General features: G+C 58.2%; 13 protein-coding genes. 8 read left to right on the plus strand and 5 right to left on the minus strand.

The features are described from left to right. Positions 1-3 precede the first annotated feature (3 nt). The 5 genes from nirB to AB1F12_RS04525 are packed head-to-tail and all read left to right on the plus strand — an operon-like array spanning position 4 to position 7,339. Positions 4-2,439 (plus strand): nitrite reductase large subunit NirB, encoded by a 2,436-nt coding sequence (gene nirB / locus AB1F12_RS04505; protein ID WP_368186893.1) that lies wholly within the window; start codon positions 4-6, stop codon positions 2,437-2,439. Next, a complete protein-coding gene (nirD, locus tag AB1F12_RS04510) occupies positions 2,436-2,768 on the plus strand; it encodes a nitrite reductase small subunit NirD (RefSeq protein WP_368186895.1) in 333 nt (110 codons plus the stop codon). Before nirB ends, nirD begins: the two co-directional genes overlap by 4 nt. Continuing rightward, positions 2,765-5,377 (plus strand): molybdopterin-dependent oxidoreductase, encoded by a 2,613-nt coding sequence (locus AB1F12_RS04515; RefSeq protein ID WP_368186897.1) that lies wholly within the window; start codon positions 2,765-2,767, stop codon positions 5,375-5,377. Before nirD ends, AB1F12_RS04515 begins: the two co-directional genes overlap by 4 nt. 13 nt (positions 5,378-5,390) lie before the next feature. Next, positions 5,391-6,353: a glycosyl transferase family protein gene (locus AB1F12_RS04520; protein ID WP_368186899.1), complete on the plus strand. Its 963-nt coding sequence runs from the start codon at positions 5,391-5,393 to the stop codon at positions 6,351-6,353. Continuing rightward, positions 6,350-7,339, plus strand: a complete 990-nt coding sequence (locus AB1F12_RS04525; protein ID WP_368186900.1) for an NAD(P)-dependent oxidoreductase — start codon at positions 6,350-6,352, stop codon at positions 7,337-7,339. Before AB1F12_RS04520 ends, AB1F12_RS04525 begins: the two co-directional genes overlap by 4 nt. 41 nt (positions 7,340-7,380) lie before the next feature. On the opposite strand, the gene gcvP is transcribed toward AB1F12_RS04525, so the two are convergent. The 4 genes from gcvP to AB1F12_RS04545 all read right to left on the minus strand — a co-directional run bounded on the left by gcvP (position 7,381) and on the right by AB1F12_RS04545 (position 12,779). After that, positions 7,381-10,227 (minus strand): aminomethyl-transferring glycine dehydrogenase, encoded by a 2,847-nt coding sequence (gcvP, locus tag AB1F12_RS04530; protein ID WP_368186902.1) that lies wholly within the window; start codon positions 10,225-10,227, stop codon positions 7,381-7,383. Between the two features lie 11 nt (positions 10,228-10,238). Continuing rightward, positions 10,239-10,607 carry a glycine cleavage system protein GcvH gene (gene gcvH, locus AB1F12_RS04535; protein WP_368186903.1) on the minus strand — a complete coding sequence of 123 codons (369 nt, stop codon included), beginning with the start codon at positions 10,605-10,607 and terminating at the stop codon, positions 10,239-10,241. Between the two features lie 12 nt (positions 10,608-10,619). Beyond that, a complete protein-coding gene (gene gcvT / locus AB1F12_RS04540) occupies positions 10,620-11,735 on the minus strand; it encodes a glycine cleavage system aminomethyltransferase GcvT (protein ID WP_368186905.1) in 1,116 nt (371 codons plus the stop codon). A gap of 105 nt (positions 11,736-11,840) precedes the next feature. Then, positions 11,841-12,779, minus strand: coding sequence for a GlxA family transcriptional regulator (locus AB1F12_RS04545; RefSeq protein ID WP_368186907.1), 939 nt, complete (start codon positions 12,777-12,779; stop codon positions 11,841-11,843). A gap of 71 nt (positions 12,780-12,850) precedes the next feature. On the opposite strand from AB1F12_RS04545, the gene AB1F12_RS04550 reads away from it, so the two are divergent. After that, a complete protein-coding gene (locus AB1F12_RS04550; RefSeq protein ID WP_368186909.1) occupies positions 12,851-13,762 on the plus strand; it encodes a 3-keto-5-aminohexanoate cleavage protein in 912 nt (303 codons plus the stop codon). Here the strand turns inward: AB1F12_RS04550 and AB1F12_RS04555 are convergent, their stop codons facing one another. Next, positions 13,763-14,233, minus strand: a complete 471-nt coding sequence (locus AB1F12_RS04555; protein WP_368186910.1) for a DUF1203 domain-containing protein — start codon at positions 14,231-14,233, stop codon at positions 13,763-13,765. Between the two features lie 76 nt (positions 14,234-14,309). Here AB1F12_RS04555 and AB1F12_RS04560 point away from each other — a divergent pair, with 76 nt between their 5' ends. Together AB1F12_RS04560 and AB1F12_RS04565 are read left to right on the plus strand one after the other, a co-directional pair. Beyond that, positions 14,310-15,737, plus strand: a complete 1,428-nt coding sequence (locus AB1F12_RS04560; protein WP_368186911.1) for a carnitine 3-dehydrogenase — start codon at positions 14,310-14,312, stop codon at positions 15,735-15,737. 3 nt (positions 15,738-15,740) lie between these two features. Further along, positions 15,741-16,901 carry an acyl-CoA dehydrogenase family protein gene (locus AB1F12_RS04565; protein WP_368186912.1) on the plus strand — a complete coding sequence of 387 codons (1,161 nt, stop codon included), beginning with the start codon at positions 15,741-15,743 and terminating at the stop codon, positions 16,899-16,901.

A 16,901-nucleotide genomic window follows, 5' to 3' on the forward strand; every position in this document is an offset into this window, starting at 1 on the left:
ACCATGAAAAAGAAGCTTGTTATTATCGGCGCAGGCATGGCATCGGGCCGTGCGCTCGAACATTTGCTGGAGGCCGATCCAGACGCCTATGAGGTGACGCTGTTTAACGCCGAACCGCGTGGCAATTATAACCGCATCATGTTGTCGCCGGTTCTGTCGGGCGAAAAAACCTATGCAGAAATCGTCACCCATGACGCCGATTGGTACGAAGCGCGCGGCGTGACCTGCCGATTTGGCGAACATGTCACGGCCATTGATCGCGACCGCAAAATAGTGATCGGTCAAAACGGCGAAGTGGCCTATGACATGCTGCTGATCGCCACCGGGTCAGCGCCGTTTATCATCCCCGTTCAGGGCAAGGATTTGCCGGGGGTGATTTCCTATCGCGATCTGGACGATACCAACGCCATGATCGATGCGGCCGCCAAACCGGGCGCCAAGGCTGTGGTCATCGGCGGCGGTCTGCTGGGCCTAGAGGCAGCGGCAGGTCTGAAACTGCGCGGCATGGATGTGACAGTGTTGCATCTGATGGGTCACCTGATGGAACGTCAACTGGACGAAGCCGCAGGGTATCTGTTGCGCCGCAGCCTAGAAGACAAAGGCATCCGCATCATGTGCAAGGCGTCCACAGCGGCGATCCTGGGCGAAGACCGGGTCGAAGGCGTGATGCTGGAAGATAACGAAGGTCTGGAGGCTGATCTGGTGGTGATGGCCGTTGGCATCCGCCCCGAAACGCGGCTGGCCACCGATGCCCGGATCGAAGTGGAACGTGGCATCACCGTGGATGATGCGATGCGCACCTCTGATCCGTCCATTCTGGCGATGGGCGAATGTGTGGAACATCGCGGGCAGCTGTTTGGGCTGGTCGCGCCGATCTATGACCAAGCCCGCGTGGTCGCCCAGACCCTGCTGAACGAAGAGGCGGTTTTTGAACCCAAAGAGGTCGCCACCAAGCTGAAAGTCACAGGCTGTGATCTGTTTAGTGCGGGGGATTTTGCCGAAGGTGAGGGGCGCGAAGACATCGTTTTCCGTGACCCGGCGCGGGGCGTTTATAAACGTCTGGTGTTGGAACAAAACCGTCTGATTGGGGCGGTGATGTATGGCGATACGGCAGACGGCAACTGGTTCTTTGGTCTGATCAAAGACAAAACCGACGTGTCCGAAATGCGCGATACATTGATTTTTGGCCCATCGTTCCAAGGGGGTGCCCAAGTGGACCCTTTGGTGGCCGTTGCAGCCTTACCGCTTGATGCGGAAATCTGTGGCTGTAACGGCATTTGCAAAGGCACAATCACCGACGCGATCAACGATGGCGCAACCGATCTGGGCGCGATCCGGGCCACGACCAAAGCATCCGCATCCTGTGGCACCTGTACCTCCTTGGTGGAACAGGTTTTGGCCTCCACGCTGGGGGACGACTTTGTTGTTCCGGCGGCTGCATCGATCTGTGGCTGCACCGATCTGGGCCATGATGATGTGCGCCGGTTGATCAAATCTCAGGAACTCAAATCCCAAGACGCGGTTTGGCAGGAACTGGGTTGGAAAACCCGCAACGGGTGTCACGTGTGCCGCCCGGCGATCAATTACTACCTGCTGTCGGATTGGCCCGTGGATTACATCGACGATCCGCAGTCGCGATTTGTCAATGAACGCAACCACGCCAACATTCAAAAGGACGGGACCTATTCCGTTGTGCCGCGCATGTGGGGGGGGATCACCACCCCATCTGAGCTGCGCGCCATTGCGGATGCCGCCGACAAATACAACGTGCCAACGGTCAAGGTGACCGGTGGTCAACGGATCGATTTGCTGGGGGTCAAAAAACAGGACCTGCCGGCGATCTGGTATGACCTCAATCAGGCGGGCATGGTGTCAGGACACGCCTATTCCAAGGGCCTGCGCACAGTGAAAACCTGTGTCGGAACAGACCATTGCCGGGTTGCGACCCAAGACAGCACCGGGTTGGGGATCAAGCTGGAAAAGGAATTATGGGGGTCTTGGACTCCGCATAAATTGAAACTGGGTGTATCGGGGTGCCCACGCAATTGCGCCGAAGCCACCTGCAAAGATATCGGCGTGATCTGCGTGGATTCGGGCTATGAAATTTCGGTCGCAGGCGCGGCCGGGATGGAGGTTAAAGAAACCGAAGCCCTGATCAAAGTCACCACCGAAGAAGAGGTGATCGAGGTCATCAACGCCTTTACCCAGCTTTATCGTGAAAACGCCCGCTATCTGGACCGCGTGTTCAAATGGGTGGGCCGTGTTGGGCTGGATTGGTGCAAGGAACAGATCAACGATCTGGACAGTCGCGCCGCATTGGCCGCCCGGTTTGATCTGTCCCAATCGGTTTATCGCGCCGATCCTTGGGCCGATCACATTGACAATAACGCCGCCGCCTATCGCCCGATGGCGGACCTGACATTGGAGGCCGCAGAATGAGCTGGATCGACATTGGCGCCATCACCGACATCCCTTTGCGCGGGGCGCGCGTGATCAAATCACCCGTGGGCTGCGTGGCAGTGTTTCGCACTGCCGAAAACGAAGCCTTTGCCACATCGGATACATGCCCGCACAAACAAGGCCCCCTGTCAGAAGGTATCGTGCATGGCAAATCTGTGACGTGCCCGCTGCACAATTGGGTGTTTTCGCTGGAAACCGGGCAGGCGCAGGGCGCAGATCAGGGCCAAATCGCCACCTATCCGATCCGCATCGAAGAGGGCCGTTTGTTGATCGACGGCGCAACTTTGGGCAAACGGAGCGCCGCATGAGCATCTGCACAACCTGTCCCTATTGTGGCGTGGGCTGCGGTGTGATCGCCAGCCCGGACGGGCAGGGCGGCGTGCAAATCCAAGGCGACCCAAACCATCCGGCCAATTTTGGTCGCCTGTGTTCCAAAGGGTCCGCATTGGGGGAAACGGTGGACCTGACGGGCCGTTTGCTACACCCGATGGTGGGCGGGCAACAGGCCAGCTGGGATACTGCTCTGGATCTGGTGGCACAGAAATTCAAGGCCGCCATTGGCACCTATGGCCCCGACAGTGTTGGGTTTTATGTGTCCGGTCAATTGCTGACCGAAGACTACTATGTGGCCAATAAACTGATGAAAGGTTTCATCGGATCGGCCAATATCGACACCAATTCACGGCTTTGCATGTCGTCGTCGGTGGCGGGGCATAAACGGGCCTTTGGGACCGATACGGTGCCAGGCACCTACGCCGATATCGAACAGGCCGATCTGGTGGTTTTGGTTGGATCAAATCTGGCGTGGTGCCATCCGGTCCTGTTCCAGCGATTGGTCGCCGCCCGCAAGGATCACGGCACCAAAGTGGTGGTGATCGACCCGCGCCGCACAGCGAGTTGCGACATCGCAGACCTGCATCTACCGCTAAAAACCGGCAGCGACGTGGCGCTGTTTAATGGTCTGTTGTCGGCCATTGCACAGGCCGATGCCGTTGACCGCACATATTTACAACATGTGAACGGGTTTGATGCAGCGTTGGACATTGCTCAACAGGTTGATCTGACCAAAACCGGCCTTGACCCTCAGAAATTACAGGATTTCTATGACCTTTGGGTTGCACATAAAAACGTGGTCACGATCTATTCCCAAGGCGTCAACCAAAGCGCAAATGGCACCGACAAAGTCAACGCGATCCTGAACTGCCATCTGGCCACCGGGCGCATCGGACGCCCCGGCATGGGGCCATTTTCCGTCACAGGTCAGCCCAACGCGATGGGCGGTCGCGAAGTGGGTGGGCTTGCCAATATGCTGGCCTGTCATCTGGATATTGAAAATCCGGATCACCGCGCCTGTGTGGCGGATTTTTGGGATGTGCCCAATGTTGCGGATAAACCGGGACGAAAGGCCGTTGATCTGTTCAAAGCCGCTGGCAATGGTCAGATCAAGGCGCTGTGGATCATCCACACCAACCCGGCCGTGTCCATGCCCGACGCGGCGGCTGTGCGCGCCGCGATCAAATCCTGCGACTTTGTGGTGGTCAGTGATCTGACCGATCAAACCGACACGGCACAACTGGCCGATGTGGTTTTGCCCGCCGCCGGGTGGGGCGAAAAGGACGGGACCGTCACCAATTCGGATCGCACAATCAGCCGCCAACGGGCGTTTTTGCCCATTCCCGGTCAGGCCCGCGCCGATTGGGCGCAACTGGCCGAAGTGGGGCGTCGCATGGGTTGGCAACACGCGTTTGATTACCAAACACCTGCGCAGATTTTTCGCGAATATGCAGCCCTGTCGGGGCGCGCAGGCGCATTGGGAAAAGACTTTGATATATCGGGGTTTAGCGATCTGAAAGATACGGATTATGCGACGTTGCCCCCCACGCGCTGGCCGGTGACTGCATCCCGCCGTGGCGGGCGTTTCTTTGCGGATGGGGTGTTTTATACCCCCAATCACAAGGCGCAAATGCTGGCGGTTAAACAGGCCGATCTACCGTCCAAACGCAGTGCCAAATACCCCTATCGTCTGAATACCGGGCGGATCCGCGATCAATGGCACACGATGACCCGCAGCGCCAAATCACCGCGTTTGTCGGCGCATTTGGCTGAACCGTTTTTGGAACTTCACCCAAAGGATGCCACCGATCTGGGCCTGTCGCCTTCGGATATTGTGCGTCTGAATAGCCCCACTGGCACAGCCCTGTTGCGGGTGCTGATTTCTGACGCGGTAAGTCCGGGCAATCCGTTTGCGCCGATCCACTGGACCGGGGAAACCGCCCCAAGCGGGCGTATTGATGACCTTGTGACGGCTAATGTGGACCCGTTTAGCGGCCAGCCCGACAGCAAAGCATCTGTGGTTTCGGTCGAAAAATTTCACGCCAATTGGTACGGCTATGCGATCACAACCCAGACGCCAAATCCCAACACCGCCTATTGGGCCAAGGCCCGTGTGGCGGGGGGATGGCGTCTGGAATTGGCCGCGGATGACGTGCCGGACAATTGGGAAACCTATGCGCGCAGTTTGTTGGGCTTGTCCGACGGCGACGTGATTTCTGTGCTCGACAAAGCGCGCGGTCATGCGCGAATTGCGATTTTGCGGGATGGGATCGTCGTTGGGGCCTTGTTTGCGGGGCCGGACCCGATTGCGGTGTCTCGCGATTATCTGGCCGGGCAGCTGGGGCAAAACAGCCCGCGCATTCTGGCCGGACGCCCCGGCGCGGACATGCCGGATCCGGGCCCGACGCTTTGCTCTTGTTTTGGGGTTGGTGTGAACACTATCCTGACGGCAATTGAAACGCAGGGGCTGATCAATGTCGATGCCATTGGCGTGGCATTGCAGGCGGGCACAAATTGCGGGTCGTGCAAACCCGAATTGACCGCATTATTGGGCCGGGCACAGGTGAAAGTCGCCGCAGAATGAAACTGAACCCTTTATGAATGCCAAAACCGGGCTGGCGCCCTATGTGCGGATTTTGGGGCGTGGACCGGGTCGGTCGCGATCCTTAACGCTAGAAGAAGCCCAAGAGGCGATGACCCTGATCCTAAACGGGGACGCGGCCCCGGAATCCATTGGGGCGTTGCTGATGCTCTTGCGCATGAAGGGTGAACAGCCCGAAGAATTGGCCGGGTTCGCCCGCGCCGCGCGGGCCACGTTGCCGCCGATCCCGATACAACCCGCGCTGGATTGGCCGACCTATGCGGCGGGGCGCACGCGGGGGCTGCCTTGGTTTTTGCTGTCGGCCAAATTGGTGGCACGGGCGGGGTACCCTGTGCTGTTACATGGCTGGAATTCGCATCAGAACCCAGCCGCATCCGTGCGCAATGCCCTGTCAGTAATTGGCGTGGTCAAAGCCGCATCTGTGGCCGAGGCGGGCGAAAATCTGCGCCTGAGTAATATCGCGTATTTGCCGTTGGAAACCCTGTCGCCAGCGCTGTTTGATCTGTTGCGATTGCGCGATGTTTTGGGGCTGCGGTCCTGTGTGAACACGTTATTGCGCGTGTTGAACCCGTTTGCCGCGGATGCCGCAGTGCAAGGCGTGTTTCACCCGCCCTATCGGGGGCTGCAACAGGATGTTGGGCGCATTTTAGGGCAGAAAAACCTGACCGTCCTAAAGGGCGGCGGCGGCGAATTTGAACGTCATCCCAGCAAAGAAATCGCGCTATTTGGTCTGCGCGACGGGGTGGCGTTTGATACATCGGCCCCAGCGCAGATCGATCAGGTGCAACGCCTGGCCGAAGCGCCCTCTGACCCATCCGCCTTGGCGGCACTTTGGGGGGGCACTCTGCAGGATGACTTTGCCGAAGCGATCGTTTTAGGCACGGCCACGTCGGCGCTGAAAACGCTGGGCGTTGCGGATGCACGGGCGCGCATTCAGGCATTGTGGGACGCCAGATGAAATCATTTCCGATGTTTATTGTTGTCGCGAACCGGCGGGTTGTGATTGCAGGGGGCGGCGAACAGGCCGCCCAAAAGGCGCGTTTGCTGCTGAAAACCGAGGCACAAATCGTGCTGGCCGCGCCGGATCTGGATGACGAATTACAGGCCTTGGTGGATGAGGGTCGTGCCACGCATATCCACGATGAAACGGCGGGTGTTTTTGCCGATGCTGCGCTGGTGTTTATCGCCACTGGGGATGAGGATCACGACGCCGCGTTGCACGGCGTGGCAAAATCCGTCGGCGCATTGGTCAATGTCGTGGATCGGCCGGATTTATGTGATGTGACAACCCCGTCGATTGTGGATCGTGACCCGGTTGTGGTGGCCATCGGCACCGAAGGCACAGCGCCGATTTTGGCGCGCGGATTAAAAACCCGGATCGAACAATTGCTGGATCCGCGGCTTGGGGCCTTTGCTGCGTTGGCGGGGCGGTTACGGGTGGCCGTGGCGCGTGATGTTGAACCGCAAAAACGCCGGGCATTCTGGCGCTGGGCCTTTGGGCAGGGGCCGTGGCAGGCGTTTAAACGTGGCGCGGAACGGGACGCGGCCAAGATGCTGAAACAGGCGATTGCCGCAGGCGGGGCAGGTGACACCGGCGGTGGGATCACGTTGATTTCCCTGCCGGAAACGCGGGATTTGTTGACCCTGCGCGCGGTGGAACGCCTGCAAGAAGCGGATGTGATTTACTACGATGGCCCGCCGCCAGACATTCTGGAATTGGCCCGTCGGGATGCAGAGCGACGTCAGTTGCAACCGGATCTGCCGGGGGCCGAGGCGATGATGGCGCGCGATGCGGCTGAGGGGCGCAATGTGGTGCGCCTATTGGGGGCGGGGCAAGGCTGCGCGCGCTTTAAATCCCTGATTGATGTGGATGTGGAATGTGTGCCGGGGCTGCAATGCGCCGGTAAACCGGGCTGTATCCCAGACATGTCACCAGACATATAAAAGGGGGCGCGTGGCCCCCTTTTGGTGATAGTGTGCAGCTGTTATTCTGCGGCGTCTACATAGGCGTCCATTGGCGGACATGTACAGACCAGATTGCGATCCCCATAGGCGTTATCAACCCGGTTCACCGGCGGCCAATATTTATCGACCCCCAGCGATCCAGCCGGATAACAGGCCTGTTGCCGCGTATAAGGACGATCCCAATCCCCAACCAAATCCGCAACCGTGTGTGGTGCATGTTTCAGCGGGTTGTTTTCGGCGTCGATCTTGCCGTCTTCGATGTCTTGGGCTTCGGCGCGGATCGACAGCATCGCGTCGATAAATCGGTCCAGTTCGGCCTTGGGTTCAGATTCTGTGGGTTCCACCATCAAGGTGCCCGCCACAGGCCACGACATGGTAGGCGCGTGAAACCCGCTATCCATCAGGCGTTTGGCGATGTCGTCAACGCTGATACCCGCGCTGTCTGCCAGTGGGCGCGTATCCAGAATACATTCATGGGCCACACGACCAGAAGTGGACGTGTAAAGAATGTCATAGGCGTCTTTCAGGCGGGCCGCGATATAGTTGGCGTTCAGGATCGCAACCTTGGTGGCTTGGGTCAAACCATTGCCGCCCATCAACAGGATATAGGCCCACGACACCGGCAGGATCGACGGCGATCCAAACGGAGCCGCAGATACAGGACCCACCGCGCTGCCATATTCCGGGTGACCGGGCAGGTGTTCGGTCAGGTGGGATTTCACCCCAATCGGACCCATACCGGGGCCACCGCCACCATGGGGAATGCAAAACGTTTTATGCAGGTTCAAATGGCTGACATCACCGCCGATATCACCGGGTCGGGACAGGCCAACCATGGCGTTCATATTGGCGCCGTCAATATAGACCTGACCGCCGTGATCATGGGTGATCTGACAGACCTCTTGCACGGTTTCTTCAAATACGCCGTGAGTGGACGGGTATGTGATCATACAACCCGCCAATGTGTCGCTAAATTTTTCCGCCTTGGCGCGGAAATCGTCCAGATCAATGTTGCCATCCTCATCTGACGCAACTGGCACAACTTTCCAGCCGACCATCTGGGCGCTGGCGGGGTTGGTGCCGTGGGCGGATGTGGGGATCAGGCAGACATTGCGCTGCGCTTGGCCCTGAGACATGTGATAATTGCGGATGGTCAGCAGACCGGCATATTCGCCCTGCGCGCCCGAATTGGGCTGCTGTGAAATCGCGTCATAGCCGGTGATCTGACACAGTTTGTCGTTCAGATCATCGATCATTTCGTGATACCCGGCGGCCTGATCTTTGGGCACAAATGGATGCAGATCGCCAAATTCCGGCCATGTCACCGGGATCATTTCCACGGTGGCGTTCAGCTTCATTGTGCAGGACCCCAGCGGGATCATCGCGCGGTCCAGCGCCAGATCGCGATCGGCCAGACGCCGCATATAACGGGTCATTTCCGCCTCAGCGCGGTTGCGATGGAACGTTTCGTGGGTCAAGTAGGCACTTTCGCGTAGGGCGCCGTCGGGCAGGCGATAGGCCTGATCTTTGGTGGCTTTGCGATTGATGCCAAAGGCGCGCCACAACGCTTCGATTGTGTCAAAGCGGGTCATTTCATCCAGCGAAATCCCGATCTTTGTATCGCCCACTTTGCGCAGGTTGATGCCTTCGGACACGGCTGCGTTCATCACTGTGGTCTGCAACGCGCCGACCTCTACCGTGATGGTATCAAAGAAAGTTTCCGGTTCCACAGCGAAGCCTGCCGCCTCTAGCCCATTGGCCAGACGGGCGGTGCGTCGATGCACGGTCTGGGCAATCGCCTTTAGCCCATCAGGCCCGTGATAGACCGCATACATCGATGCCATAACCGCCAACAATGCCTGCGCGGTGCAGACGTTGGAATTGGCCTTTTCGCGGCGAATATGCTGTTCGCGGGTTTGCAGCGACAACCGATAGGCGGAATTGCCGCGCGCATCGACAGACACGCCGATAATCCGGCCCGGCATGGCGCGTTTATAAGCATCGCGACAAGCCATATAGGCCGCGTGCGGCCCGCCAAAGCCCATGGGCACGCCAAAGCGCTGGGTTGAGCCAACCGCAATGTCAGCGCCCATTTCACCGGGGCTTTTGAGGAGGGTCAGCGCCAGCGGGTCGGCAATGACAATTGCCAACGCTTTGACCGCATGCAGCGCGTCGATTTCAGCGGTGAAATCGCGCACATGGCCATAGGTGCCGGGATATTGGAAAATCGCACCAAACACATTTTCGGCGACCAGATCATCCGGGTTGCCCACGATGATTTCAATGTCCAGCGGTTCAGCGCGGGTTTTGATCACGGCGATGTTCTGGGGGTGGCAGTTTTCATCGACAAAGAAGGCCTTGGCCTTGGATTTACCGGCCCTCTTGGCCATTGTCATGGCCTCGGCCGCTGCCGTGGATTCATCGAGCAGGGATGCGTTGGCGATGTCGAGCCCGGTCAAATCGCTGACCATGGTTTGGTAATTCAACAGCGCCTCAAGCCGGCCTTGGGAAATTTCCGGCTGATAGGGGGTGTAAGCCGTGTACCAGGCTGGGTTTTCCAGAATGTTGCGCAGGATCGGCGCCGGTGTGGCAGTGCCGTAATAGCCCTGACCAATCAGGGATGTCAGGACTTTGTTTTTGCCCGCGACCTGTTTCATGTGGTGCAAAGCGTCACGTTCTGACAGGGCCGGCCCCCATTCCAGCGGATCCTGCTGGCGGATGCTGACCGGCACCGTGGCGTCGATCAGTTGATCCAGTGTTTTAAATCCGATGACCTGCAACATATCCGCCATTTCTTGCGGGCTTGGCCCGATATGACGGCGATTGGCGAAATCATAGGCTGCGTAATCGGTCAGTTTAAAGGTCATCGGTCTGTTCCTTATCCGATCAGGGCTTTGTAGGCGTCGGCATCCATCAGATCATCCAGCTGGGATGGGTCGGACAGTTTGACTTTGTAGATCCACGCGCCGCTTTCTGGGCTTTCGTTGATCATGGCGGGGTTGCCTTCCAGTTCTTCGTTGGCTTCGACCACTTCGCAATCCACAGGCGCATAGATTTCGGACGCGGCTTTCACGCTTTCGATCACGCCGATATCGTCGCCTTTGGCAAATTCGTCGCCTTCTTCTTTCAGCTCAACAAACACGATGTCGCCCAGTTGAACGGCGGCGTGTTCGGTGATGCCGATTGTGGCAATGTCGCCGTCTACTTCGATCCATTCATGGTCTTCGGAATAATATGTGGTGGCCATGTGAAAGCTCCCTTAGCGTTTGTAGTTTTGCTGCACGAAAGGCAGCGATACGATTTCGGCAGGCTGGGCCTTGCCGCGAATGATCAGGTCAATCTTGGTGCCGATAGCGGCATGATCGCGGGTGACATAGCCCATGGCAACCGGGCCGCCAACTGTCGGACCAAAGCCACCGGATGTGATGATCCCGACATCCTGACCGGCCATTTGCAAAACCACACCAGCACGGGCCGGGGCGCGACCCAAAGGTTTGATCCCAACCAAATGGCGCGCAGGTCCATCGGCGATTTGTGCCTGAATAACATCCGCCCCCGGAAACCCGCCACCCGTGCGGCGGCGTTTTTGGATCGCCCAGATCAATCCAGCCTCAATCGGTGTGGTGTCCGTGGTTATGTCATTGCCATATAAGCACAATCCAGCCTCAAGTCGCAGGCTGTCACGGGCCCCAAGCCCGGCAGGTTCGCAATCCGGATGGGCCAGCAATTGGCGGGCAAACCCGTCGGCGGCGTCTTGGTGGATCGAAATTTCGAACCCGTCCTCGCCGGTATAGCCCAGCCGCGAAATGCGCACGGCTTGGCCGTCGATCTGGGCCAGAATGGTTTCCATGAACCCCATGTCACGCACGTCAGGGCAGTGATCCGCCAGAATGGATTCTGCGGCGGGGCCTTGTAATGCGATCAGGGCGTGATCGGTGATTTCCACCACGTCGATCCCATCCAGATTGGCGCGCATATGGGCGATGTCCTGATCACGCATCGATGCATTGACCACCACAAACAGGAAATCCCCGGCATTGGCGACAATCAGGTCGTCCAGAATACCACCCACGTCATTGGTGAAAAACGTATAGCGGGCTTTGCCATCCTTGAGCGTGGTAAAGGCCGACGGGCAGAGCGCCTCTAGTTTTTGGGCGGCATTGTCGCCGATCAGATGCACCTGACCAATATGGCTGACATCAAACAGCGCGGCTTTGGCACGGCATTGGGCATGTTCCGCCATGATCCCGGTTGGATATTGAACGGGCATATCCCATCCGGCGAAATCCACCATTTTGCCACCCAGCGAGACGTGCAGATCATGCAGCGGCGTGCGTTTGGGGGTTGGGGCGTGTTCTTGGGGCGTGTTTGTCATGGGGCCTCCGTCGGGCAACCGAATCCACAATTTAGTACGTGTGTTTCCTATAGGAAACCTGCGAGAACTTGTAAAGCCGAAGCGCGACAAATCTGGATCAAATTGCTATCGACGCAGATCGGTTGGGCTTTGGTCAAATTCGCCCTTAAAGGCACGCGCAAAACTGGACGCGTCTTCGTAGCCACAGCGCAGGGCGATTTCGGCGATGCTCATCTTTTCTTCGCGGATCAACCGATGGGCCAAGGTCAGCCGCAGACGACGATAGACCTGTGCAGGTGTCGTGCCAAACGCCTTGCGACATCGCAGTTCAAGGTCCCGCTGACGCAGACCAGAACGCGCAGCGATGGCCGCCACGGTGACCGGTTCCGCGAGGGTCGCATTCATTTCGGCCAAGGCGCGCAGGACGTATTTGTCGCGTGACACGATGTTGGATTGGGTCGGGATCGCCTGATCGCTCAGCATAAACAGGTCCGCAACCTGCAGCCCGATTGCCGCGCCGTGACGTTGCACAATCAGGTGATGCACCAGGTCAAAGGCGGCCATGGCTCCGCCTGCGGTGATCCGGGTTTCCCCGATCACAAACCGGTCCCGCTGCACATCCACATCCGGGAACCGTTCGGCAAAAACATCCAGCTCAGAGGTGTGGATCGTGGCCGGGCCGTGATCCAGCAACCCTGCATGGGCCAGCAACCACGCGCCCGTATCCAGCCCAATCAAGGTCTGAAATCGGGTGGCCGCCGCGCGCAACGCGCGATCCATCGCCGGGGTCGCAAAGGCCCGATACCCATAGGATGGCATCAACACCAACGCATCGCCGCGCGCATCCCTGAGCCGACCATGAGGCATGATCGGAATGCCACTGGACGATGTGACCGGCCCGCCATCCAGCGTCAGGATTTGCCAATCATAGACCGTTTCCCCCGTAAACCCGTTCACGGCGCGCAAGGGTTCGATGAAATTGGCCAGACAATGGTTTGAAAACTGATCAAACAGCAAAATACCATATTGTTGGCTTGGGGCGTCAGGAATTTTCCAAAGCTGCATGATTATTTATATCTCTGCACAATTGGCCCCGTCAATCCGGGCCACGCTGACCCCAACAAAAGGAGAATGCGATGCCCCTGGCCATGACCAAAGACGTTTTTATCACCTGCGCGGTCACTGGATCGGGCGGATCGCAGGACCGCAGCCCCCATGTGCCGCGATCCCCTGAACAGATCGCCAACAGCGCCATTGATGCGGCCAAGGCGGGGGCGGCGATTGTGCATTGTCATGTGCGCGATCCAGAAACCGGCGCACCGGCGCGCGCACGGCATTTATACCGCGAAGTCACCGACCGGATCCGTGATGCCGAGGTTGACATGATCCTGAACCTGACGGCGGGCATGGGGGGCGATTTGATGTTTGGGCCTGCGTCTCAGCCGCTGCCGCTGGTGGCGGGGACCGATATGGTCAGCGCGCAGGAACGCGTGGCCCATGTGGCGGATTGCCTGCCCGAAATTTGCACGCTTGATTGCGGCACGATGAATTTCGCCGAGGCCGATTATGTGATGACCAACACGCCCGGCATGTTGGAAACCATGGGGCGGATGATGACCGAACTGGGCGTCAAACCCGAAATAGAAGCCTTTGACACAGGGCATTTATGGCTGGCCAAATCCTTGGTCGACAAAGGCGTGCTGGACAGTCCCGCATTGGTGCAATTGTGCATGGGCATCCCGTGGGGGGCGCCCAATGACCTGAACACATTTATGGCCATGGTCAATAATGTGCCGTCTGATTGGAACTGGTCCGCGTTCAGCATTGGCCGCGATCAGATGGCCTATGTGGCGGCATCTGTTTTGGCCGGGGGGCATGTGCGCGTCGGATTAGAAGACAACCTATGGCTGGAAAAAGGCGTGCTGGCCACCAATGCGCAATTGGTCGAAAAATCGGTCAGCATCGTTGAAAACCTAGGGGCACGTGTGATGGGGCCAGAGGCAGTGCGCGCCAAGTTGGGCCTGACCAAACGCGCCCCAAACCGGTGATCAGGATGCAGGCCATATCCGACATTGAAAACAATTGTTGCGCGCGGATCGCACATCCACAAAGGCGACATCGTCGCGGTCCAGCAAGTGCGCCGCATAGGTCGCGATCTGATCCGTTGGGGTCACTTGGCCTGTGCCATATTGGATGCGTTCATCCGCGCCATAGCCCCGGACGATATAATTGGGGGCCAACAGGATTGCAGGCAGATCGGCCCTGTGCGGGGCAGGGGCGCAATCGGTGGCACATAGGAATATCGGTCCGGTTTCCGCATAAGGGTTGCGTGTTTCAAACGGGCAATGCGCCAGGATCAGATAGGTCTGTCCTTTGGGGATCGCGCCTAAACAATGGCGGCACGGATAGGCGTCACCGTCTGACATATGTTCCTCAACCGGGTTGCCATAGGCATCTATCTGAGTGCGGCGAATATCGGCCACCACTGCGCTGGGCAGGCCATGAAATGCGATCTTCATCTTGGGTCTCCTGTTTTGGGGATGCATCGCGCAAATGCACCCGCGCTGGCGACCCGATACTTGCGGGAAAACGGATATGACCAAAACAGTTGCAATATTAGGCGGCGGTGTGATCGGCGGCGGATGGGCCGCACGGTTTTTGCTAAACGGGTGGCATGTGCGGGTATTTGACCCGGACCCAGAGGCAAAGCGCAAAATCGACGCGGTGCTGGCCAATGCGCGCTTTGCTTTGCCGATGCTCTATGATCGGGCGATGCCAAATGAAGGCACCCTGACATTTCACGACACGATATCGGGCGCGGTGGCCGATGCGGACTGGATCCAAGAAAGCGTGCCGGAACGATTGGCCCTGAAACGCAAAGTATATCAAACCCTACAGGAACATTGCCGCGCTGATGCGATCATTGGATCGTCGACCAGCGGGTTCAAACCGTCAGAGTTACAAGGCTGCGCCACCCGCCCGGAACAGATCATTGTCACCCATCCGTTTAACCCGGTCTATTTGTTGCCCGTCGTCGAAGTGGTCGGCACCCCCAAAAACAGCCCCGAAATGCTGGACCGCGCCCATGCGATCCTGACCGAAATCGGCATGTCCCCGCAACGGATTGCCAAAGAAATCGACGCCCATGTAGCGGATCGATTGCTAGAGGCCGTCTGGCGCGAAAGCCTGTGGCTGGTCAAAGACGGGATCGCCACGACCGAAGAAATCGACAACATCATCCGCTATGGCTTTGGTCTGCGCTGGGCGCAGATGGGCCTGTTTGAAACCTATCGCATTGCCGGGGGCGAGTCGGGGATGAAACATTTCCTGGATCAGTTTGGCCCCTGTCTGGAATGGCCGTGGACCAAATTGACGGATGTGCCTGAATTCACCGACGAACTGGTGGATTTGATCGCCGGTCAATCGGATGCACAATCGGGTCACATGACCATCCGCGACTTGGAACGCCTGCGTGACACCAATCTGGTGGGCATGATGCGCGCGCTAAAGGCACGCGATGCTGCGGCAGGCGCGTTGATCAACACCCACGAAGGCCCGCTGGGGCAATGCCCATTGCATGACGATGGCCGCCTGATCACCGTGGATCGCACCGTGCCCATCGATTGGACCGACTATAATGGCCACATGAACGAAAGCCGCTTTGGGCAGGCAATTTCAGATGCCGCCGATGCGGTCATGGCACATATCGGGGCAGATGCGGATTATGTGGCTGCGGGCAACAGTTTCTTTACCGTGGAAACCAACATCCGCTACCTGAACGAAGCATTGGCCGGCGAACCGATCCGGGTTTTGACGCAGGTCTTGGTTGGCGCGGGCAAAAAGATGCGGCTGGCCCATCAGATCATCAAAGCCGACGGATCGATCATGGCCGAGGCGACGCAGATGTTGCTGCATGTCAGCCTGGACACCCGCAAATCCTGCCCGCCCTTGCCCCATGTCGCCACGGCGCTGGGCGTGCTGGCCAATGCCCATGCAAATCTGCCATCACAGAACGGGACCTAAGCCATGCATTTCGGACTGACCGAAGAACAGGACATGATCGCCACCACCGTGCGCACCTTTGTGGAGAAAGAGATTTACCCACATGAAGCAGAGATCGAACGCACAGGCCATGTCCCCGCTGAGCTGGGTCAAGAGATCAAACAGAAATGCATCGATCTGGGGTTTTATGCCTGCAATTTCCCTGCAGAAGTTGGCGGCGGCGGGCTGAGCCATCTGGATGTCACGCTTGTTGAGCGGGAATTGGGGCGCGGCAGCATGGCGTTGACGCATTTCTTTGGCCGTCCGCAAAACATCCTGATGGCGTGTAATGCTGAGCAACGCGAACGCTATCTATTCCCGGCTGTGCGCGGTGAACGGATGGATGCGCTGGCCATGACCGAACCGGATGCCGGGTCAGATGTGCGGGGCATGAAATGTCAGGCGATCCGCGACGGCGGTGACTGGGTGGTCAACGGGTCCAAACATTTCATTTCCGGGGCGGAACACGCGGATTTCTTTATTGTTTTCATCGCAACCGGGGTGGATGACACGCCCAAAGGCCCCAAAAAACGCATCACCACATTTCTGGTGGATCGCGCCACACCGGGGTTCGAAGTGCGCGAAGGATATCAATCGGTTAGCCACAAAGGGTACAAAAACTACATCCTTACCTTTGACGCATGTCGCCTGCCAGATACGCAGGTTCTGGGCGAGATTGATGGCGGTTTTGCCGTGATGAATGAATGGCTTTATGCCACGCGCCTGACGGTCGCCGCGTTTTGTGTGGGCCGCGCGCGCCGCTGTTTTGACTATGCGCTGCAATACGCATCGGAACGGTCCCAGTTCGGCCAACCGATCGGCAAATTTCAGGGCATCGGGTTTCAGATCGCGGATATGATCACCGAAATTGATGCCGCCGATTGGCTGACATTGGCGGCTGCATGGCGGCTGGATCAAAACCTGCCCGCAAATCGTGAAATCGCCAGTGCCAAGCTTTATGCCTCGGAAATGCTGGCGCGGGTGACGGATGCTACATTGCAGGTGTTCGGCGGCATGGGGCTGATGGATGATTTCCCGATTGAACGGTTCTGGCGGGATGCGCGTGTGGAACGGATCTGGGATGGGACCAGCGAAATTCAACGCCATATCATCAGCCGCGATCTGCTGCGCCCGTTGGGGGCCTGA

This window comes from Aestuariibius sp. HNIBRBA575, assembly GCF_040932005.1.
GTDB lineage: Bacteria > Pseudomonadota > Alphaproteobacteria > Rhodobacterales > Rhodobacteraceae > CANLNM01.

Coding starts and splice junctions, on each gene's coding strand:
- nirB (WP_368186893.1), top strand. CDS start 4: ATGAAAAAGAAGCTTGTTATTATCGGCGCAGGCATGGCATCGGGCCGT.
- nirD (WP_368186895.1), top strand. CDS start 2,436: ATGAGCTGGATCGACATTGGCGCCATCACCGACATCCCTTTGCGCGGG.
- AB1F12_RS04515 (WP_368186897.1), top strand. CDS start 2,765: ATGAGCATCTGCACAACCTGTCCCTATTGTGGCGTGGGCTGCGGTGTG.
- AB1F12_RS04520 (WP_368186899.1), top strand. CDS start 5,391: ATGAATGCCAAAACCGGGCTGGCGCCCTATGTGCGGATTTTGGGGCGT.
- AB1F12_RS04525 (WP_368186900.1), top strand. CDS start 6,350: ATGAAATCATTTCCGATGTTTATTGTTGTCGCGAACCGGCGGGTTGTG.
- gcvP (WP_368186902.1), bottom strand. CDS start 10,227: ATGACCTTTAAACTGACCGATTACGCAGCCTATGATTTCGCCAATCGC.
- gcvH (WP_368186903.1), bottom strand. CDS start 10,607: ATGGCCACCACATATTATTCCGAAGACCATGAATGGATCGAAGTAGAC.
- gcvT (WP_368186905.1), bottom strand. CDS start 11,735: ATGACAAACACGCCCCAAGAACACGCCCCAACCCCCAAACGCACGCCG.
- AB1F12_RS04545 (WP_368186907.1), bottom strand. CDS start 12,779: ATGCAGCTTTGGAAAATTCCTGACGCCCCAAGCCAACAATATGGTATT.
- AB1F12_RS04550 (WP_368186909.1), top strand. CDS start 12,851: ATGCCCCTGGCCATGACCAAAGACGTTTTTATCACCTGCGCGGTCACT.
- AB1F12_RS04555 (WP_368186910.1), bottom strand. CDS start 14,233: ATGAAGATCGCATTTCATGGCCTGCCCAGCGCAGTGGTGGCCGATATT.
- AB1F12_RS04560 (WP_368186911.1), top strand. CDS start 14,310: ATGACCAAAACAGTTGCAATATTAGGCGGCGGTGTGATCGGCGGCGGA.
- AB1F12_RS04565 (WP_368186912.1), top strand. CDS start 15,741: ATGCATTTCGGACTGACCGAAGAACAGGACATGATCGCCACCACCGTG.